Consider the following 15,114-nt stretch of genomic DNA (forward strand, 5'->3'; position numbering starts at 1 on the left):
TCAGCTCAACTTTCCGGGCACGATCTGGAGGTAGATCAGGGTGATCACGAAGTTCACGATGAACAGCAGCAGGAACGTGATGACCACGGACTGGTTCACCGCGTCACCGACACCCTTCGGACCGCCGGCCGGGTGCAGCCCGCGGTAGGCCGCGACCACGGCCGCGATGAACCCGAAGATCAGCGCCTTGATCTCACCGACCCAGAGGTCCGGCAGCTGGGCCAGGGCGGAGAAGCTCGCGAGGTACGCGCCGGGTGTGCCGCCCTGCAGCACCACGTTGAAGATGTAGCCGCCCAGCACGCCGATCACGCTGACCATGCCGTTGAGCAGGAGAGCCACCAGCATCGACGCGAGCACGCGCGGCACGATCAGCCGCTGCACCGCGGAGACGCCGAGCACCTCCATCGCGTCGATCTCTTCGCGGATCGTGCGGGCGCCGATGTCGGCACAGATCGCGCTGCCGCCAGCACCCGCGACCAGTAGCGCTGTCACCAGTGGGCTCGCCTGCTGCACGGTGGCCAGCACGCTGCCGGCCCCGGTGTAGGACTGCGCGCCGAGCTGGCGGGCGAGCGAGCCGAACTGCAGTGAGATGACCGCGCCGAACGGGATCGCGACCAGCGCGGTGGGCAGGATCGTGACGCTCGCGATGAACCAGGACTGCTGGATGAACTCGCGCATCTGGAACGGCCGCTGGAAGAACCCGCGGATGATGTCCAGCCCGAGAGCGAACAGCTTCCCGGTCTCCCGCAGCATCCCGGCGCCCGGGATCTTGGCTGGAGAGGCCGTTTGACTCATCGTGTTCCCGGCCCCTGATCGGTCTGGCGGCCGGCTCTCGGGATCCGCGCCACCTGCTCGGTGGGCAGCTGCCCCTGGTGGTGACTCGGGACCGGGCGCGTCTCGATGGTCTGGTCCCAGTCCGGTGTGGTGTTGCGCGGGTAGACGCCGTAGTGGCGCTGCTCCTCCGGCGTGAGGGAGTCGATGATCCCGTCCTGCGCGGCGTCGGGCAGCTTGTGCAGGATCTGCATGACCCGGTCCTTGCGGCGGATCGCGCCCTGGCGCACCGGAAGCCCGGGCGCCGGCTGCATCTGCGCCGGGATGCCGGCGATCTCTTCGACGCCGCCGGCGTGCAGCCCGGCCTCGAACATCGCGCGCTCGGCGGCGATCGTCGCGGAGTCCTTCTCTTCGGACATCCCGATCGGACCGTCCATGCGCCCGTTGAGGAACTGCTTGACCACTGGCTCCTCGCTGGTGAGCAGCACCTCGCGCGGCCCGAACATGACCAGCTCCTTGCGGAACAGCATGCCCAGGTTGTCCGGCACCGTGCGGGCCAGGTTGATGTTGTGCGTGACGATCAGGAACGTCGCGTCGATCTGCGCGTTCACGTCGAGGAACAGTTGAGAGATATAGGTTGTGCGCACCGGGTCCAGACCGGAGTCCGGCTCGTCGACGAGGATGATCTCCGGGTCCAGCACCAGCGCCCGGGCCAGCCCGGCGCGCTTGCGCATCCCGCCGGAGATCTCGCCGGGGAGCTTCTTCTCCGCGCCGGCCAGACCGGTCATCTCGAGCTTCTCGAAGACGATCCGGCGGATCTCGGTCTCGGACTTCTTCGTGTGCTCCCGCAGCGGGAACGCGACGTTGTCGTACAGGTTCATCGACCCGAACAGCGCGCCGTCCTGGAACAGCACACCGAAGAGCTTCCGGATCTCGTACAGCTTGTGCTCACTGCAGCGGACGATGTCCACGCCGTTGATCACGCACGTGCCGCGATCCGGCTTGAGCAGACCGATCATCGACTTCAGGAAGACGGACTTGCCGGTGCCCGAGGGGCCCAGCATCACCGAAACCTCGCCGGGAGGCAGGGTGAGTGTCACGTCCCGCCAGATGGTCTGTCTCCCGAAGGACTTCGTCAGACCTTCGATGACCACCTCGGCACCCATCGCACCTCCCGGAGCTTCCTACGGTGACGGCTCACACACCCTAGACAGGTTGCGCACGGTGAGCGCGTCCGCGTCACGTTTCCCAACGAGCAGGGCGCGGTGCAGGTTACTCACGAGTTTGGCAATCCACAAACAAGGTGAACAAAAAGGCTGGTCATTGTTCACTGGGTAACCGCCCGCATCCGGCCTAACGCCGGTCGATCACCGGATCAGTGGCCACCGCCGAACGGTCCAAGCCGTCACACATCGCGACGGGCCGGGGTCGGACTTCGATCAACCGCCGCAACGCGAACCGGATCGCCTCGATCTCCGAGGTACCGAGACGAGCCGCGTGCTGCTTCACGAGACGCCGGCGGCTGATCGACTTGAACTGATCACACATCGCGAAACTCGGCTTACCGAGCGAGTCGAGCCGCGGCTGGAAAGGCAGTCCCCGGTCCTTCGTCGTGCAGGGCACCACGAATACGAGGTCATGCGGCAACTCGCAGGCGAACGCCGATCCCACGACCACCGCCAGCCGTTGACCCGCCTGCTCGCGACCAACCTGCGGGTCGAAGTCCGCCCCACACCTGCCATGGCCAGACGGTCCTGGTCACTTGGCGACCTCGGTGTCCACCTCAGCCAGTTCGCGGCTTTCTCGCAGGTAGTCGTCGGCCATCTCCGGATCAGCCGCCAGCCGGGCCAACGCGCCGCGGATGCAGCGGTCGCAAACGGCACAAAAAAGGCGGGCACCCTGTGCAGGGTGCCCGCCTTCGCTCCGGAGTTCCGGGGAACTACTTGACGCTGACCTTCGCGCCAGCAGCCTCGAGCTTCTCCTTGGCGGCCTCGGCGGCCTCCTTGTCGACCTTCTCCAGCAGCGCCTTCGGCGCGCTCTCGACGAGGTCCTTGGCCTCCTTCAGGCCCAGGCCCGAGACGACCTCGCGGACGACCTTGATGACCTGGATCTTCTTCTCGCCAGCACCCTCGAGGACGACGTCGAACTCGTCCTTCTCCTCCTCGACCGGGGCGGCGGCGGCACCGGGGGAGGCGGCCACGACGGCGGCCGGGGCGGCGGCGGTGACGTCGAAGGTGTCCTCGAACTTCTTCACGAAGTCCGAGAGCTCGAGCAGGGTCAGCTCCTTGAAAGCGTCGAGCAGTTCGTCAGTGCTCAGCTTCGCCATGATGGCGTTCCTTTCTGTTCAGGTTCGGGGGGGTGGTAACGGTCAGCTCTCGGCCGGTGCTTCGCCGCTCTGCTGCTCTTGCTCTCGCTTCTCCTGCAGCGCGGCGGCCAGACGGGCCACCTGGGACGCCGGCGCCTGGAACAGCGCGGCGGCCTGGGACAGCTTCGCCTTGAACGCGCCTGCCGCCTTGGCGAGCAGGACCTCACGGCTGTCGAGATCGGCGATCTTGTTGATCTCGTCCACCGTGAGAGCGCGGCCATCCATGTAGCCGCCCTTGATCACAAGCGCGTTGTTGTCCTTGGCGAAGTCACGAAGCGCCTTGGCGGCATCGACCGGTTCACCCTCGACGAAGGCGATGGCGGTCGGGCCGACGAAAAGCTCTTCGACACCCTCGATCCCGGCGTCCGCGGCGGCACGCTTGACGAGAGTGTTCTTCGCAACCCGGTACTTGGCACTGGTGCCGAGAGCGCGGCGCAGCTGGCTGAGCTGGGTCACCGACAGGCCGGTGTACTCAGTGACGACGGTGGCCGAGCTGGTGCGGAACCGGTCCGCGATCTCGGCGACGGCTGCCACCTTGTCGGGCTTCGCCATTCCTCGCCTCCTCTCTTGGCTGTGACCGCCAGCCGGTGAAGGAGCCCGAAACGACGAAACGCCCCGGCGCAGCAGGGCGCGGGGCGTCATACAGTGCACGTGGCACCAGTAGGAAAAGCCTCGTTCCTCCTGCGCGGGCCGCCCGCTGTCGCGGGGCCTTCGTTCCACACGGCGTGTGGAAGACCAGCGGTCTTCGGTAGAACCGTCGTCCAGTGTACCCGGGTATCCCCGGTGATTCCCGCGGGGCCTGTCATCATGGGCGGGTGGTGGGAGAGCGACCTGGCGACGAGTCCGACGACCGAGGCGAACTGGAGCGCGCGCGGCCCGCGGAACCGGCCCGGCCGGACCAGGTGGAGTCGGCGCCGCAGCTGGATCCCGAGCAGCTGCGCCAGTTCCAGCAATTCCAGCAGTTCCAGGACTACCTGAAGTTCACCCAGGCCCAGCAGCAGGGCGGCCAGGTGGTGTCCACCCAGGCCGGCGGGCCGCCGGTGCCACCGCCGCCGCAGGGCGGTCTCGTGCCGGCACCACCGCAACCGCCGCGGCGGCCACGGATCCCGATGCCACGGTTCGTCAAGCGGGCGCTCGCCTCCGTGCTGTCCGCGCTGATCTTCCTTGCCGTGCTGGGGATCGCGGGCAAGCTGCTGTACGACCACTTCTTCCCGCCCCAGGACGACGACAAGCCAGCGGCGGAGACCGGCGGCGGGACCTACCACGCGAACAAGATCCTCTCGACCCAGCCGTACGAGGCCGTGCGGAAGGTCTACCAGCAGATCGCGCAGGGCCGGCCGGATCTCGCGTGCGGCTACTTCGACACCCCGGTGCAGGACCGGTTCGCGCGCGACGTCAACGCCGCCGACTGCCAGCAGGCCGTGCTGACGCTCAAGGGACAGGTCACGAACGTCAACGACTATGCCGAGTCGATCTGGCCGCAGACCTACGACCCGAACGCGGCCACGCTCACGATCAACTCGTGCGACTTCACCATCACCGGCGGCCCGGCGCTGGGCGTCTTCACCGTGACGAAGGTCGACAAAGGACAGTGGCTCATCACCGGCCACGCCCCTGGCCCGCCGACGTGCCCGGCGCCCACCTCGTGACGCGAAAAGAGCCGGCTCCCGCGCAGGGAACCGGCTCTTTTCGTTGCTACGTCAGACTGCCGCGCCCTCGCCAAGGAGGTTGCGGGTGCGCGCCGGGTCGACCGGGATGCCCGGGCCCATGGTGGTGGAGAAGGTGATCTTCTGCAGGAACCGGCCCTTGGCGGCGGACGGCTTGGCCCGCAGGATCTCGTCCAGCGCGGCGGCGTAGTTCTCGACGAGCTTCTCCGGGTCGAAGGAAGCCTTGCCGATCACCAGGTGCAGGTTCGCCTGCTTGTCCACCCGGAAGTTGATCTTGCCGCCCTTGATGTCGGCGACGGCCTTCGTGACCGCGGGGGTCACGGTGCCGGTCTTCGGGTTCGGCATCAGGCCACGCGGGCCGAGGATGCGGGCGATGCGCCCGACCTTCGCCATCTGGTCCGGCGTCGCGATCGCGGCGTCGAAGTCGAGCCAGCCACCCTGGATGCGCTCGATGAGGTCGTCGCTGCCGACCGCGTCCGCACCGGCGGCCTCGGCCTCGGCGGCCTTGTCACCGACGGCGAACACGATCACGCGGGCGGTCTTGCCCGTACCGTGCGGCAGGTTCACGGTGCCGCGGACCATCTGGTCGGCCTTGCGAGGGTCGACGCCGAGACGCAGCGCCACCTCGACGGTGGCGTCCATCTTGACCTTGGAAGTTTCCTTGGCGAGCTTCGCCGCCTCGAGCGGGCTGTACAGCCGCTCGCGGTCGATCAGCTCGGCGGCCTGACGATAGGCCTTGCTGCGCTTTGCCATGCTCTGTCCTTTGGATCAGTGTGGTGGCGGGCCAGCGCGTGGCCCTCCCACGGGTGTTCGGGGTGGTTATTCGACCGTGATGCCCATCGACCGGGCCGTGCCCGCGATGATCTTGGCCGCTTGGTCGATGTCGTGGGCGTTGAGGTCGCTCTTCTTGGTCTCTGCGATCTCACGCACCTGGTCCCAGGTCACCTTGGCGACCTTGGTCTTGTGCGGCTCACCGGAGCCCTTCTCGACACCGGCGGCCTTCAGCAGCAGCTTCGCGGCCGGCGGGGTCTTGAGCTTGAAGTCGAACGACCGGTCTTCGTACACGGAGATCTCGACCGGCACCACGTTGCCGCGCTGCGACTCGGTGGCGGCGTTGTAGGCCTTGCAGAACTCCATGATGTTGACACCGTGCTGACCCAGCGCGGGTCCGACCGGCGGTGCCGGGTTCGCGGCACCCGCCTGAATCTGCAGCTTGATGATCGCCGCAAGCTTCTTCTTCTTGGGTGGCATTCCTGTTCCTATTCACTACTGGCTCCCCCATGCGCCTGCCTGCACACAGGGGCCAACGATCCAGTGTACGGACCGTCAGATCTTGGAGACCTGGTTGAACGACAGCTCGACCGGCGTCTCGCGGCCGAAGATCGACACCAGGACCTTGAGCTTCTGCCCGTCGGCGTTGACCTCGCTGATCGTCGCGGGCAACGTCGCGAACGGGCCGTCCATGACGGTGACCGACTCGCCGACCTCGAAGTCCACCTCGACCGGGGTGCCGCCCAGGCTCGTCTCGGCCGACGCGGCGTCGCCGCCCTTGGCCTTCGCCGGGACGGGCTGCTCGACCTTGGGCGCCAGGAACTTCAGCACCTCGTCCACGGTCAGCGGCGAGGGCTTGTTGGTGGCGCCGACGAACCCGGTGACGCCCGGCGTGTTGCGCACCGCGCTCCACGACTGGTCGTTGAGGTCCATCCGGACCAGGATGTAGCCGGGCAGCACCTTGCGCTGCACCTGCTTGCGCTGGCCGTTCTTGATCTCGGTGACCTCTTCGGTCGGCACCTCGATCTGGAAGATGAAGTCCTCGACGTCCAGGGTCATGGTCCGGGTCTCGAGGTTGTTCTTGACCTTGTTCTCGTAGCCGGCGTAGGAGTGCACGACGTACCATTCGCCGGGCAGGCTCTTCAGCTCCGCGCGGAGCTTGGCCACCGGGTCCTCGTCGTCGGCTTCGGGCTCGATGGGCTCAGCGGGCTCGGTCTCGTCGACGACGTCCTCGAGGTCGGCCTGCGCCTCGGCGGTGCTTTCGGCTGCCTCGTCCGCGGGCTGCACCGGCTCGTCAATCTCTTCGCCGGCTGTCACGCCGTTCTCGGAGGTCACGTTCCGTCCTCTCAGTTGATCGCTTGTCGTGCTGGTGCCGGCCTGTCGCGTCTCGCGCGCCTCAGCCGAACAGCCAGAACACGCCCTTGCGGAACACCCAGTCCAGCAAGTAGACCAACGCGACCATGAAAGCCACGAAGACCAACACGACAGTGGTGTAGGTGACCATCTGGTTGCGCGTCGGCCAGATGACCTTGCGCAGCTCCGCCCACACCTCGCGGATGAACCGCATGAACCTCGACAGCAGCGAGGCCTTCTTTTCCTTGCGGTCCCGCTTCGGGGTCGCCTTGCCCTTGGTCTCAGCCGTCTTGGCCCCGTCTGCCGAGACCGCGGCCTTCGCCGGGCGTGCCTTGTCGGTGTCCTTGGCCGAAGCCTTGCCGGCAGGGCGCGCGGAGGCGCGGCGCTCACGCCGAGCCGCGGCGGTGACCGGTCGAGAAGCCCGCTTGGACTCCTGTTCCTTCTCGCCGCCGGCGTCGCTGTCGCTCACGACTTCTCCTCCGCTTGGACCACCTGATTACGTCGACGCAGGGGCGACAGGACTCGAACCTGCGACCTGCGGTTTTGGAGACCGCTGCTCTACCAACTGAGCTACACCCCTTCGAACGGCCAGGCCGCTCGCTGGACGCCCTTCACCAACCCCGTAACCCATACGAGGTCAGGTGCCGGACGTTCCAAGTTCAGGAGTCTACGGCAAGGCTCGTGGCGGGCTTCAACCGAGCCTCCCCTGCGTGCTTCATCACAATCAGTGCGTGCCACCATGGAGGCCATGACCTCTCCCGCTACCGTCGTCCGCTCGCGCATCTCGGCCCGCATCGCCGGCATCACGCCGTCGGCGACCCTCGCGGTGGACGCGAAGGTGAAGGCGCTCAAGGCCGAGGGGCGCCCGGTGATCGGTTTCGGCGCGGGACAGCCCGACTTCCCGACGCCGGACTACGTTGTCGAGGCCGCCGCTGCCGCCGTGCGCGACCGGGCCAACCACGGCTACACCGCGGCCGCCGGCCTCCCCGAGTTCCGCGACGCGCTGGCCGCGAAGACGCTGCGCGATTCCGGTTACTCGGTCGAGCCGTCCCAGATCCTGGTGACCAACGGCGGCAAGCAAGCCGTTTATTCCGCGTTCGCCACGCTGCTGGACCCGGGCGACGAGGTGCTGCTGCTGGCGCCGTACTGGACGACCTACCCCGAGTCGATCAAACTGGCCGGCGGTGTGCCGGTGCAGGTGACCGCGGACGAGTCGACCGGCTACCTGGTCTCGGTGGACCAGCTCGAGGCGGCGCGCACCGACCGGACGAAGGTGCTGCTGTTCAACTCGCCGTCGAACCCGACCGGTGCCGTGTACCCGCGTGAGCTGATCGAGGCGATCGGCAAGTGGGCGCTCGAGCACGGGATCTGGGTTGTCACGGACGAGATCTACGAGCACCTCGTGTACGACGAGGCGAAGAACTACTCGCTGCCGGTGGTCGTCCCGGAGATGGCGAACCAGACGCTGGTGCTCAACGGGGTCGCGAAGACCTACTCGATGACGGGGTGGCGCGTCGGCTGGATCATCGGCCCGCAGGACGTGATCAAGGCGGCTTCGAGCTACCAAACTCACCTGTGCGGCAACGTGTCCAACGTCGCGCAGCGGGCCGCACTGGCCGCCGTCGCCGGTCCACTGGATGTCGTGCACGAGATGCGTGCCGCGTTCGATGTGCGCCGCAAGCGGATCGTGTCGCTGCTGTCGGAGATCCCGGGCTTCGAGTGCCCGACGCCCAAGGGTGCCTTCTACGTGTACCCGTCGGTGAAGGGCGTGCTGGGGAAGGAAATCCGGGGCGAACGGCCTTCGGACTCACTGGAACTGGCGGACCTCATCCTGCGCGAGGCGGAGGTCGCGGTCGTCCCCGGCGAGGCCTTCGGCACGCCCGGCTACTTCCGGTTCTCGTACGCCCTCGCTGAGGCGGATCTGGTGGAGGGTGTTGGCCGGGTTGCGAAGCTGATGGCCGAGGCGCGGTAGTTTTCGGGATTAAAAGATGCCTCGCCGGCGGGCTGGCTCCGGGATGAGGGGGCCCAGAGGATCTTGCGTTGGGTGGGTGGTCGGGGTGGGTTGTCATCCCGTCGCCTGCGGTTTGTGAATATCACTTTGCTCCGGGGCCGCAAGGTTTGTGCTGTCGGCCGCCGGTTTCGGCGTAGGTTGCGGCCCCGGCTCAAAGTGATGGTTCCGGTTTCAGGCGACGGGATGACAACCCAAGCCCTCGGGTTTAAAGACAAACCCGCACCGGGCAGCGATCACCGCACTACGGCATTCGCCTTTCCCAGCACCGTTTTCCCCTCGAACTTCGCCGTGATGTCCACCCGGGCGCTGCCGTCCTCGCGGACCTCGGCGATCTTGGCGGTGAACTCGATCATGGCGCCTTTGTCGTCGTCCGGGACCACGACCGGGCGGGTGAATCGACAGCCGTATTGCACCAATCGCCCCGGGTCGCCCAGCCAGTCCGTCACGATGCGGCCACCGAGCGCCATGGTGAGCATGCCGTGCGCGATGACATCCGGCAGGCCGACCTGCTTCGCGAACCGTTCGTTCCAGTGGATCGGGTTGAAGTCCAGCGCGGCCCCGGCATATCGCACCAACCGGTCCCGCGTCACCTGCACCTGCAGCGGCGGCAGCTCCTCGCCCACCTGAAAGGTCATGATTCCCCCCGGACCACGAGCTGGGCGCGCGACGTGCACACATGCGAACCGTCGATGTCGGCGATGTCCGCGCGCACCGTCATGAAGTCGTTCCCCGCCCGGGTCATGATGTCCTCGATGTGCGTCGTCAACCGCAACTGGTCGCCGGCGTGCACCGGCCGCGAGTGCACGAAGCTCTGGTCCCCGTGCACCATCCTCGAGTAGTCCAGCCCCAGCTCCGGGTCGGCGACGACCGCGTTGATCGCGGCCAGGTTGATGATCGTGAGGAACGTGGGCGGGGCGATGACATCCCGGTACCCGGCGGCACGAGCCGCTTCCGGGTCGTAGTAGACCGGGTGCTCGTCGCCGATCGACTCCGCGAACTCACGAATTTTCTCCCGCGCGACCTCGTAAATGCTGGTCGGCGGGTAACTACGCCCGATGAACGACTGGTCCAGTGCCACGCCCAGAACATTACCCAGCGAGCGCGATGGCACCACGCAGGGCGCCGTCGTCGGCGAACCTGGCCGGCACCACCTCGGGCGGGAACGGCACGGCCCGCGCCAGCCGTTCCCGCAGCGCGGGCAGGATCACGTCGTTCGAACCGGCCAGCCCACCACCGACCGCGATCCGCCGCGGATCCAGTGTGATGGCCAGGTTCGCCAGTTGCACCGACAACTCCTCGAGCGCCCCCGACACCAGCCCCTTCGCCGTCGGGTCCCGCCTCGCCAGGGCGAACAGCTCCGCCGCCGTCACCGGACGCCCCAGCACCTCGCTCGCGAACAATCCCAAACCGCGCCCGCCGACGACCTGCTCCAGCGGCGCCATCCCGGCCGCGAAGCCCTCGTCACCGCCGTCGCGCAGGTTGTAGCCGATCTCCCCCGCCGCCCCGTTCGCGCCGGTCAGCACCTTCCCGCCGACGATGATCGCCGCCGCGACGCCGGTGCCGAGCGACAGGAACACCGCCGGATCCGCGCCCGCCAGCGCTCCCCACCGCGACTCCGCTAGACCGGCCGCCTTCACGTCCGTGCCCACGGTGACGGGTGCGCTGAACTCCGCCGCCACCAGCTCGCGCAATCGCAGGCTCCCCCAGCCCGGCACGTTCGGCGCGAGCAGGATCTTGTCCGGCAGCACAATGCCCGGGCTCACCACCCCGACGGCCGTGGGTTCGCGGCCGCCGAGCAGGTCGCGCGCGGCGGCCAAGGCCCGCGACACGACCTGCTCGGCACCCAGTTCGGCCTCGGTGTCCAGGCGGGTCTGGCTCACCAAGGTGCCCGCCTCGCCGGCGACCCCGATCGCGACCTTCGTGCCGCCGAAATCGACGCCCAGAACGAGTTCGCTCACCCGGCCACCGTAAGCGCCGGTGTGTTGAACCCGGACACGCTCACCTTCGGCGCCGCCACCGGGTCGTAGTGCGCCGTGACCGTCTGCGATTCGCCGGGCCACAACGTGATGTCGTTGTCGCTCCAAGTCGCCGAGGGGATATCCACGCGCAGGAAGAACGCCACCTTGTCCGACGTGTTCGTGAGCGTGACCGACGTAACGCCCGGCCTGGGCGTGCTCGCGACCGCCTCGACCGTGGTCTTCGGCAGCGTCTGCAACGCCGAGAAGTCGGCGTACTGCGTCATTGTCGCCTGCGGGTTGCCCATGGTGGCCGCCCAGTCGACGACATCCGGCTTGATCGAGCGCCAGTAGGTGTTCCGGTCGACGACCTTGCCATGCTGGCTCAACAGCAGCTCGACGAAGTACATCGAACCACTGCCAGGCACCTTCGGCGCGAGCACGTCGTTGCGAACCTCTTGGCTGCCAAGGGAAAGCCCACCTACCTGCTGGTCGTCGAGCAGCTTCCCGTTCAGGTCGTAGACCTTCGCCTCGACACTCAGCTCGCGCTGCGTGTCGCCACCCAGGTTGTCCACCGTGACCTTGTCGTCGTCATAGCCGAGCAGTGCGTGCAGCGGCTTGTTCGCCTTCTGCGCGCCATAGTAGGCGCCCGGCTGGTCACCGTCGTAGTTGTAGAGCGACCACAGCAACGTCGGCCAGCCCTTGTTGAGCTGCCAGTACACGACGCCGGTCGACGGGTTCGCCTTGTCCGTCGAGTGGTCCAGGAACGCCTCGAACTGCGACCGGGTGTTCTCGTAGTTCTGCACCTGCGCCAGCTCCACATAACTGTCCAAAGAGGACCAGTTGCCGTAGCGAGCCTTCAGCGCGGTGTCGAACGTATAGAGCGTCCCGAAGGCGTAACCGCCGTGGCCGGGCTCGAAGTTGGCGTGATACTGGTTGTACGCCGGGTCCTGCCAGAGCTTCGCCTGCTCCTCCGGGGAAAGGAAACGCTTGATCGAGTCGAGGGTCGGCACGGTGTCCCCGGCGCTCTGCTCGCTCGCGAAGCCCCACGCGCCGCCCACGTTCGACCGGCTGCCGTCACCCGGGTCGTAGTGGCTGGTGTCGTACCAGTACGACGGCGGCACCCAGTCGTACGGGCCTTCCTTCTCCCCCGCCTGGCCGAGCGTCGGCGTGCTCTTGTACTCGGCCGAAGCGATGATCGGGACCTGGAAGTCCGCCTCGGCGAACCCGGCCAGCGACTCCCTTTCCTGGCGTGGCAACGGTTCGTTGTCGCTCCAGCCGTAGGTGATCACGCTCGGGTGGCCGCGCTCGCGCTCGCCGATGCTGCGCGCGGAGTCGTGCATGATCCGGAAGTCGCGGTTGGTGAGGTTCGCTTCGCTGTCGGGCTGCCACGCGTCACAGCAGATGAACCCGCCCAGCACCAGGATTCCCGCGCGGTCCATCTGCTCGTAGAAGTCCTGCGGCATGTCGTGGCCTTCGAGCCGGACGCCGGTGAACCCCAGGTTCTTGATCAGCTGGACCTGGTGTGCCACATCGGACTTCGAGTAGCGCAGGAACAGATCCGGCGCATACCCGCCGCCGCGGAACACGAACTCCTTGCCGTTGACCGCGAAGATCCGCGCGCCCTCGGGCAGCTGTGGTGAGCCGCCGACCAGCCGGGTCGTGACGGTGCGGATGCCGAAGGTGTCGCTGGACGTGGTGGACACCTTGCCGTTCTGCGCAACCGCGGTGCCCAGCGTGTACAGCGGCTGGTCGCCCATCGAGTAGGGCCACCAGACCTTCGGCTGGGTGATCGTGACCGGCGCGAACGTGACCGTCTTCGTGCTGTGCGCGGGCACGGTCACGGTCTGCCGCACCGTGATCGGCTTCCCGCCGCCCGGCGGGGTGATCGTCGCGGTGACGTCACCTCGCTGCTCGCGGCCGGCGTTGTTGGTGACGTCGAGCTTCGCGGTCAGCTTCGAAGCCGACAAATCGGCCGTGTTCTGTTGCAGGACATGCGCGTTCGAGCCGGTGAGCGCGTCGGAGATCTGCAGCTGGATCGGGTACTGGATACCGGTGTTGTTGTCCGGCGGGAACTGGTTCCAGTCCACGTCGTCCACGGTGTACATCTTGGTCGGGTCGTTCGGGTACATCTTGATCGCGAGGGAGTTCTTGCCCTGCCGGACGAACGACGTGATGTCGAAAGTGTGCCCGGCGAAGGCGCCGCTCACCACGTCCAGGCCGGCGACCTGCTTGCCGTCTACCCACACATCGGCCTCGCCGACGACGCCCGGGATGGTCATCTTCACGTCCTGGCCGGGGTTCGCGTCCAGGGTGAAGTCGGTGCGGAACCACCACGGCACGGCGAACCGCGGCACGGTGACCGGGCCGAGCTTGTCCACGTAGCCGAAGCATTTCCGCATGTTGTCGGAGTAGAAAACGTTGGGACACGCGCCGTTCTGCAGCAGCGCGTTGATCTCCGTGCCGGGCGCGCCCGCATCGTCGGGCTTGACCGGCAGCCAGTTCGTCGTGCGATAGGCGGGGTTCGAGATCCGCTCGGCCAGGTCGGTGGCGACGGTGCTGCTCTGCACCTGCCAGCCCTGCGAGCCGACGGTGATCAGGCCCGTGTCGTGCGGCTGGGCCGCCGCCGCTGGCGTGAGCGATGCCGTCGCCAGCAGGACGACGGCCCCCAGCGCGATCGTCCTCATTGGGCGTACGCCTCGCGGATTTCCTTTTCACCGAACGGCCAGGTCTTCTCGACCGCCGCCCAGATCAGGAACGCGATGATCCCGGCGACGATCCACGCCAGCGTGAGCCACTTCGACAGTGTGGTCGCCGAGTAGAAGATGTAGCCCCAGCCCACGAGCGCGAGGAGCGTCGGCACCGGGTACAGCCACTGCCGGTACGGCCGCTTCAGGTCCGGCTGGCGGCGCCGGAGCGTCCAGATCGCCGCCACCTGAGCGACCGACTGCACGATCACGAGCACTGCCAGCGCCATGTTGATCACGTCGGTGAGCGTGAACAGCGAGCCGACGGCGGTGATCACGCCCATCGCCAGCAACCCCACGACCGGGAAGTTCAAGCGCGGGTGCAGCCGGGAAAACCACGGCAGGAACACCTTGTCGCGCGCGGCTTCGTAGGGCACCCGGGACCCGCCGAGCAGGCCCGCGAACACCGAGCCGAACGCGGTGATCACGATCGCGACGGTGATGACCTTGGCGGCCACGCCGCCCCAGGTCCGTTCCAGCACCAGCGACGCGATCGACGTCGAGTCCTTCACCTCCTGCCACGGCACCGCGCCGAGCACGCCCACCTGCAGCAGGAAGTAGAGACCCATGATGCCGAGCACCGAGTAGATGATCGACCGCGGCAGCGTGCGGCCGGGGTCGTGCAACTCCGCGCCGAGGTAGGCGGTGGTGTTGTAGCCGAGGTAGTCGTAGATCGCGATCACGAGACCCGCGCCGAGGCCGGTCCAGAACGCGCCGCCGGAACCGAACGCGCCGGGCGTGTAGCCGAACGCCTGGCCGCCGTTGAAGTGCGTGAACGCGGCGATGACGACGGCGAGCACCGAGAACAGCATGATGCCGAACAGGACCGTGGTCAGCTTGCCGATGTCGCCGATCCGCCGCCACAACGCGAAGACCACGATCACGACGACCGCGATCCCGATGACGTGCCCGAGCGCCGTCGTGTTGCCGTCGGCGTCGACCACGCCGGGCACGAGGTAGCCGAGGTAGGTGACCAGGCCGATCACGCCGGTCGACATGATCAGCGGGATGAACAGGACGGCGCTCCAGGCGAACAGGAACGGCATCAGCCGGCCGGTCCGGTACCGGAAGGCTTCGCGCAGGTAGATGTAGGTGCCGCCGGCGCCGGGCAGCGCGGCGCCCAGCTCGGCCCAGATCAGGCCGTCGGCGAGGGCGATGATCGCGCCGATGATCCAGCCGAACATCGCCTGCGGGCCGCCCATCGTCGCGACCATCAGCGGGATGGTGACGAACGGGCCGATGCCGCACATCTGGGTCATGTTGATCGCGGTTGCCTGCCAGGGGCCGATCTGCCGCTGCAGGCCGGTGGTTTCGAGACCGGAACGGGTGGGTGAGCTCACGGCGCGCCTCCAACCAGTTTGTTAAGAAGGTTTCTTAACATAGTCCTGACGCTGGGGGAAGAGTGCGCCGTAAACTGGCGGGCGCTGAGGTGCGGAAAGTAGGGGTGTGGGGTGGAGGTCGGTACTCCGGCGAG

Annotated in this window: 15 protein-coding genes, 1 tRNA gene and 1 pseudogene; 2 read left to right on the forward strand and 15 right to left on the reverse strand. The window is 67.4% G+C overall.

The features are described from left to right. The 5 genes and pseudogenes from LOZ83_RS07540 to rplJ form a co-directional block, all read right to left on the reverse strand. Nucleotides 1–795, reverse strand: a complete 795-nt coding sequence (locus tag LOZ83_RS07540) for an ABC transporter permease (RefSeq protein ID WP_236789529.1) — start codon at nucleotides 793–795, stop codon at nucleotides 1–3. Beyond that, nucleotides 792–1,937, reverse strand: a complete 1,146-nt coding sequence (locus LOZ83_RS07545; protein ID WP_236789530.1) for an ABC transporter ATP-binding protein — start codon at nucleotides 1,935–1,937, stop codon at nucleotides 792–794. Before LOZ83_RS07545 ends, LOZ83_RS07540 begins: the two co-directional genes overlap by 4 nt. Nucleotides 1,938–2,124: 187 nt before the next feature. Further along, nucleotides 2,125–2,487, reverse strand: a pseudogene (locus tag LOZ83_RS07550) (type II toxin-antitoxin system PemK/MazF family toxin); the annotation flags it as partial. 223 nt (nucleotides 2,488–2,710) lie between these two features. Further along, on the reverse strand, nucleotides 2,711–3,097 hold the full coding sequence (gene rplL / locus LOZ83_RS07555; RefSeq protein ID WP_236789532.1) for a 50S ribosomal protein L7/L12: 387 nt from the start codon (nucleotides 3,095–3,097) through the stop codon (nucleotides 2,711–2,713). A gap of 42 nt (nucleotides 3,098–3,139) precedes the next feature. After that, nucleotides 3,140–3,688, reverse strand: coding sequence for a 50S ribosomal protein L10 (gene rplJ / locus LOZ83_RS07560; RefSeq protein WP_236789533.1), 549 nt, complete (start codon nucleotides 3,686–3,688; stop codon nucleotides 3,140–3,142). A gap of 263 nt (nucleotides 3,689–3,951) precedes the next feature. On the opposite strand from rplJ, the gene LOZ83_RS07565 reads away from it, so the two are divergent. Then, complete coding sequence (locus tag LOZ83_RS07565; RefSeq protein WP_236789534.1) at nucleotides 3,952–4,785, forward strand: hypothetical protein; 834 nt, start codon at nucleotides 3,952–3,954, stop codon at nucleotides 4,783–4,785. Between the two features lie 51 nt (nucleotides 4,786–4,836). On the opposite strand, the gene rplA is transcribed toward LOZ83_RS07565, so the two are convergent. The 5 genes from rplA to LOZ83_RS07590 all read right to left on the reverse strand — a co-directional run bounded on the left by rplA (nucleotide 4,837) and on the right by LOZ83_RS07590 (nucleotide 7,507). Continuing rightward, the gene (gene rplA, locus LOZ83_RS07570) at nucleotides 4,837–5,556 is read right to left on the reverse strand and encodes a 50S ribosomal protein L1 (RefSeq protein WP_236789535.1); all 720 of its coding nucleotides are present in this window, start codon (nucleotides 5,554–5,556) and stop codon (nucleotides 4,837–4,839) included. Between the two features lie 66 nt (nucleotides 5,557–5,622). Next, nucleotides 5,623–6,054 carry a 50S ribosomal protein L11 gene (gene rplK, locus LOZ83_RS07575; RefSeq protein ID WP_139095431.1) on the reverse strand — a complete coding sequence of 144 codons (432 nt, stop codon included), beginning with the start codon at nucleotides 6,052–6,054 and terminating at the stop codon, nucleotides 5,623–5,625. A gap of 75 nt (nucleotides 6,055–6,129) precedes the next feature. Continuing rightward, complete coding sequence (gene nusG / locus LOZ83_RS07580) at nucleotides 6,130–6,909, reverse strand: transcription termination/antitermination protein NusG (protein ID WP_236789536.1); 780 nt, start codon at nucleotides 6,907–6,909, stop codon at nucleotides 6,130–6,132. A 61-nt stretch (nucleotides 6,910–6,970) separates the two neighbouring features. Beyond that, a complete protein-coding gene (gene secE / locus LOZ83_RS07585; RefSeq protein ID WP_236789537.1) occupies nucleotides 6,971–7,396 on the reverse strand; it encodes a preprotein translocase subunit SecE in 426 nt (141 codons plus the stop codon). A gap of 38 nt (nucleotides 7,397–7,434) precedes the next feature. Next, nucleotides 7,435–7,507 (reverse strand) — tRNA-Trp (locus LOZ83_RS07590). A gap of 168 nt (nucleotides 7,508–7,675) precedes the next feature. Between LOZ83_RS07590 and LOZ83_RS07595 the strand changes: the two genes are divergently transcribed. Next, nucleotides 7,676–8,899, forward strand: coding sequence for a pyridoxal phosphate-dependent aminotransferase (locus LOZ83_RS07595; RefSeq protein WP_236789538.1), 1,224 nt, complete (start codon nucleotides 7,676–7,678; stop codon nucleotides 8,897–8,899). Between the two features lie 272 nt (nucleotides 8,900–9,171). Here LOZ83_RS07595 and LOZ83_RS07600 read toward each other — a convergent pair whose 3' ends face one another. The 5 genes from LOZ83_RS07600 to LOZ83_RS07620 are packed head-to-tail and all read right to left on the reverse strand — an operon-like array spanning nucleotide 9,172 to nucleotide 14,980. Then, nucleotides 9,172–9,573, reverse strand: coding sequence for a MaoC family dehydratase (locus LOZ83_RS07600; RefSeq protein ID WP_236789539.1), 402 nt, complete (start codon nucleotides 9,571–9,573; stop codon nucleotides 9,172–9,174). Next, entirely contained in the window at nucleotides 9,570–10,016 is a 447-nt protein-coding gene (locus tag LOZ83_RS07605; protein WP_236789540.1) for a MaoC family dehydratase N-terminal domain-containing protein, read from the reverse strand. Before LOZ83_RS07605 ends, LOZ83_RS07600 begins: the two co-directional genes overlap by 4 nt. Before the next feature lie 10 nt (nucleotides 10,017–10,026). Beyond that, the gene (locus LOZ83_RS07610; protein ID WP_236789541.1) at nucleotides 10,027–10,896 is read right to left on the reverse strand and encodes an ROK family protein; all 870 of its coding nucleotides are present in this window, start codon (nucleotides 10,894–10,896) and stop codon (nucleotides 10,027–10,029) included. Beyond that, nucleotides 10,893–13,580 (reverse strand): glycoside hydrolase family 2 protein, encoded by a 2,688-nt coding sequence (locus LOZ83_RS07615; protein ID WP_236789542.1) that lies wholly within the window; start codon nucleotides 13,578–13,580, stop codon nucleotides 10,893–10,895. Before LOZ83_RS07615 ends, LOZ83_RS07610 begins: the two co-directional genes overlap by 4 nt. Beyond that, complete coding sequence (locus LOZ83_RS07620) at nucleotides 13,577–14,980, reverse strand: APC family permease (protein ID WP_236789543.1); 1,404 nt, start codon at nucleotides 14,978–14,980, stop codon at nucleotides 13,577–13,579. The genes LOZ83_RS07615 and LOZ83_RS07620 overlap by 4 nt, the downstream gene beginning before the upstream one ends. Nucleotides 14,981–15,114 lie beyond the last annotated feature (134 nt).

The sequence above is a fragment of the Amycolatopsis sp. GM8 genome, from assembly GCF_021653975.1.
Lineage (GTDB): Bacteria > Actinomycetota > Actinomycetes > Mycobacteriales > Pseudonocardiaceae > Amycolatopsis_E.

What these genes read in the sequence shown, in the direction of transcription:
- LOZ83_RS07615 (WP_236789542.1), bottom strand. Translation starts at nt 13,580, where the DNA reads ATGAGGACGATCGCGCTGGGGGCCGTCGTCCTGCTGGCGACGGCATCG.
- LOZ83_RS07595 (WP_236789538.1), top strand. Translation starts at nt 7,676, where the DNA reads ATGACCTCTCCCGCTACCGTCGTCCGCTCGCGCATCTCGGCCCGCATC.
- rplJ (WP_236789533.1), bottom strand. Translation starts at nt 3,688, where the DNA reads ATGGCGAAGCCCGACAAGGTGGCAGCCGTCGCCGAGATCGCGGACCGG.
- rplL (WP_236789532.1), bottom strand. Translation starts at nt 3,097, where the DNA reads ATGGCGAAGCTGAGCACTGACGAACTGCTCGACGCTTTCAAGGAGCTG.
- rplA (WP_236789535.1), bottom strand. Translation starts at nt 5,556, where the DNA reads ATGGCAAAGCGCAGCAAGGCCTATCGTCAGGCCGCCGAGCTGATCGAC.
- rplK (WP_139095431.1), bottom strand. Translation starts at nt 6,054, where the DNA reads ATGCCACCCAAGAAGAAGAAGCTTGCGGCGATCATCAAGCTGCAGATT.
- LOZ83_RS07545 (WP_236789530.1), bottom strand. Translation starts at nt 1,937, where the DNA reads ATGGGTGCCGAGGTGGTCATCGAAGGTCTGACGAAGTCCTTCGGGAGA.
- LOZ83_RS07540 (WP_236789529.1), bottom strand. Translation starts at nt 795, where the DNA reads ATGAGTCAAACGGCCTCTCCAGCCAAGATCCCGGGCGCCGGGATGCTG.
- LOZ83_RS07600 (WP_236789539.1), bottom strand. Translation starts at nt 9,573, where the DNA reads ATGACCTTTCAGGTGGGCGAGGAGCTGCCGCCGCTGCAGGTGCAGGTG.